This is a genomic window from Bradyrhizobium sp. (assembly GCF_049586575.1).
Lineage (GTDB): Bacteria > Pseudomonadota > Alphaproteobacteria > Rhizobiales > Xanthobacteraceae > Bradyrhizobium.
In genome coordinates this window covers 1-2234 of the sequence record NZ_JBAVCF010000442.1, presented here as the reverse complement: position 1 = coordinate 2234, position 2234 = coordinate 1, and the positions used below count along the sequence as shown (strand labels likewise).

The 2234-nt window shown below is 64.4% G+C and carries 2 protein-coding genes; both read right to left on the bottom strand.

Annotated elements, in window-relative coordinates:
* A partial coding sequence (locus WB528_RS17385; RefSeq protein WP_423889643.1) for an SPOR domain-containing protein occupies positions 1-1076 on the bottom strand: 1076 nt, incomplete at its 3' end.
* Between the two features lie 107 nt (positions 1077-1183).
* On the bottom strand, positions 1184-2234 hold a 1051-nt coding region (locus tag WB528_RS17380; RefSeq protein WP_423889642.1), incomplete at its 5' end, for an arginine--tRNA ligase.

Genomic DNA, 2234 nt, shown 5'->3' with positions numbered 1-2234 from the left:
GCCGTCAGCCGAGAACTCGTCGCCGCGCGCGGCGCGGGCTTGGCCGGCGGCGGCGGTGCCCCCGCGGGCAAACCGGCTTCCGCCTGGTCTCCACGAACCGAGAGCGTCCTGATCCTGTGCGGCTCGTTATTCGAAAAAGTCCCGCTTGCGGCACTGGACGCCGGCGGCGGCCCCCCCCCGGGCACAACGGCCGCCGGCAAGGGCACGCTGCCATTTGGCGTGAGCGGCGGGAACACCACACGCGGACCGGCTCTGGTGCTGGGGTCGATCGGCGTTTCCTCACGGGAAACCATCTTTTCCGCACCGCCGCTGGTCGCCATGCGATCCGGCACCTTTGCTCCGGCATCAGCGGACGCGGGAATGATCTTGGTCGGTCCCGCATCAGCCCTGATGATCGGCGGAGGGCCGCTGCGAACACCCCCGGTATAGGTGCGATAGGCGAATGCGCCGCCTACCCCGAATACCGCCAGTGCCAGCACGGCACCGACCGTGATCATACCGCCACCGCGACGCCGCGGTTCCTGCTGCGCTTCGTAGCCCTGATCTTCTTCGTAGCCATAAGAATCGTCGGCGTAGCCCTGATCGTGCTGGGCGTGCTGCGCCCGTGAATCGAGGCTGCCATAAAGCGCCTCGTCGTAACGCGACAGATCCGGCTCATGACCGGAATCGGCGAACGACTCCTCGGAATCGTAATCGGGCTCAGCCGGCGGATGCGCGGCGGCATAACGATGCAGCGGATGCACGGCAGCCGGATAATCATCCTGCGGCGGAGGTGGCGGGGGCGCCTGTTGCCTGACAGCGCGCTGCATCCATGACGGGGGCCCCGGCGGCGGCTCTTCGTCAGGCTCGGGAGCCTCCGCATAATTATCGTAAGACGGTTCGGGATCGACCGGTCTTGCCTGCGGCTGCAACGGCAAATTGGCGCGACTTATCGGACGGCTGCCGAATGGATCGGTCTGGCCGATCAGGCGTGCCAGCTCCGCCAGCGGATCGCTGTCCGCATTGGACGTGGGCGATCCATCGCGATCGTAATCGCCGCCGGCAGGGAAAGATCTGTTCTGGTATCGATCAGCCATCGTCGTGATGCGTCCCCTCAAGGGAAAACCGCCAACCCGCTTGTCAAGAAACGAACCGGCCCCCGCCGGTCTGCCACCCACAACATCCCCGGCGAGCGGCAATTCAGTTAGCGCATCTCGTTTGGAGCGCCGACGCCGAGAACCCCCAAGCCGGACGCCAAGACCGTGACTACGCCCTGCACCATCGCCAGCCGGGCCCTCGTCATCTCGGCATCATCTTTGATAATAAAGCGTAAATAGGGCAAATCGCGCCCCCTCGTCCATAGCGCGTGAAATTCGCTGGCGAGATCATACAGGTAAAACGCGATTCGGTGTGGCTCATGAGCGGCCGCGGCGGCCTCCACCGTCCGGGGGTAGACCGCAAGCTTCCGAAGCAGGCTCAATTCGGCCGGGTCGGTCAGCCGCTCCACCGCGGCCGGCGCCAGATAGGCCAGCCGCGCCGCCTCCGCCTCAGGAAGGTCGGGCAATATCTCGTCACGTGCGGTGCGGAAAATCGAGTGCCCGCGGGCATGGCCGTACTGGACGTAGAAGACCGGGTTGTCGCGCGACTGCTCGATGACCCTGGCGAGGTCGAAATCGAGGACCGCATCGTTCTTGCGATAGAGCATCATGAAGCGCACGGCGTCTTTTCCGACCTCGTCGACCACCTCACGCAAGGTGACGAAATCGCCGGAGCGTTTCGACATTTTCACCGGCTCGCCGTTGCGCAGGAGCTTGACGAGCTGGACGATCTTGACGTCAAGCGCCGCCTGCCCGCTCGTCACGGCCTTGATCGCCGCCTCGACGCGCTTGATATAGCCGCCGTGATCGGCGCCCCATACGTCGACGAGATTGCGGAATCCGCGATCGAACTTGTCCTTGTGATAGGCGATGTCGGAAGCGAAATAGGTGTAGCTGCCGTCGGATTTGAGCAGCGGCCGATCGACGTCGTCGCCATAGGCGGTGGCGCGAAACAACGTCTGCTCGCGATCCTCGTAGTCGTCGACGGGCGCGCCCTTCGGCGGCAGCAGGCGGCCTTCATAGATATCGCCTTTGGCGCGCAGAAAATCGATTGTCTCCGCGACGCGGTTTTTGCCGCTGGCCATCAACGACCGCTCCGAAAAGAACACGTCATGCCTGATGTTGAGCGCGGCGAGATCGCCCTTGATCATCTCCATC